Origin of the sequence: Flavobacterium sp., assembly GCF_031423415.1 — a bacterium.
GTDB lineage: Bacteria > Bacteroidota > Bacteroidia > Flavobacteriales > Flavobacteriaceae > Flavobacterium.
The window spans coordinates 1-1,338 of record NZ_JANPFL010000045.1 but is presented as its reverse complement, the minus strand read 5'-3'; the positions used below and the strand labels follow the sequence as shown (position 1 = coordinate 1,338).

General features: G+C 39.8%; 2 protein-coding genes. Both read right to left on the bottom strand.

Annotation, left to right across the window (positions count from 1 at the left end):
- A partial coding sequence (locus RMO83_RS04585; RefSeq protein ID WP_310558500.1) for a complex I subunit 1 family protein occupies window positions 1-376 on the bottom strand: 376 nt, incomplete at its 3' end.
- Between the two features lie 3 nt (window positions 377-379).
- On the bottom strand, window positions 380-1,338 hold a 959-nt coding region (locus tag RMO83_RS04580), incomplete at its 5' end, for a 2Fe-2S iron-sulfur cluster-binding protein (RefSeq protein ID WP_310558499.1).

The following is a 1,338-nucleotide window of genomic DNA, read 5'->3' as shown; positions in this document are numbered from 1 at the left end:
CTCCGAAAATATACAACAATGCAACATCAATATCTGTTGCCTGAAGTAATATGTCTTGTCCAAAAAGATGTAATCTGTCACCCCAAGGTATAACAGCACTTGTCATTAATGCGGTGGTCATTGCAATTGCTGGACCAACCATAAACAAAACTTTGTTTGGTGTGTTAGGTTCAAATTCTTCTTTGGCAAATAATTTCATTCCGTCAGCAAGTGGTTGCAACAATCCTCCCCATCCAGCACGGTTAGGACCAACTCTATCTTGTAAAAAAGCGGCTACTTTACGTTCTGCCCAAGTTGAGTACATTGCCATAAGCATTGTTATTGCAAAAACTGCAAAAATAACAACACTTTTTTCTATAATAAATGCAGTTTCCATTTCTTAAGATTGTTTATTTTTAACCAATGGAATTGCTGCCATACTAATTTTATCTCTGTCTTGTTCTCGACCTTCGAGAATGAATTCTTCAGTTGCGATTTCGACTTTTTCTAGTTTTTGGGTATAATTGTTTTGTCCAATAACCGAGTCTTTTTCAACTTTTCTTGGTCCTTCAATAGTCCAATCTGCAACATTTTTGTGATCAAAACGACATCCGTTGCAAATGAATTCATCTACTTCGTGGTATTCGTCTTTACGACCTGTTATTCTCTGGATTTCGCCACCAAACATCCAAGCGGTAACTTTTCCTGAACATTTGTCGCAATCTCTGTGAGCATTGTATGGTTTATTGAACCAAACTCGTTGTTTGAAACGGAAAGTTTTATCGGTCAATGCGCCAACTGGACAAACGTCAATCATATTTCCTGAAAATTCGTTGTCGATTGCTTTGGAAATCATTGTCGAAATATTCGAATGATCGCCACGATCCATCACGCCATGAACTCTATCATCACACAATTGGTCAGCAACTTGCACGCAACGTTGACACAAAATGCAACGATTCATGTGCAATTGTATGTTTGGACCAATATCTTCAGGTTCAAAAGTTCGCTTTTCTTCAATGAAACGTGATTTTGGGTTTCCGTGTTCGAAACTTAAATTTTGCAAATCGCATTCGCCTGCTTGATCGCAAACTGGGCAATCTAGCGGATGATTTATTAACAAAAATTCGGTTACCGATTTTCTCGCTTCTTGCACCCTGGCTGATGCTTTGCTGGCAATTTCCATTCCGTCTTGGCAACCCGTTACACACGATGCCATTAGTTTTGGCATTGGTCGTGGGTCGGCTTCGCTACCTTTGGTTACATCAACAAGGCAACAACGGCATTTGCCACCGCTTCCTTTTAATTTTGAATAATAGCACATTGCTGGTGGCACGACTTCGCCACCAATCATTCGGG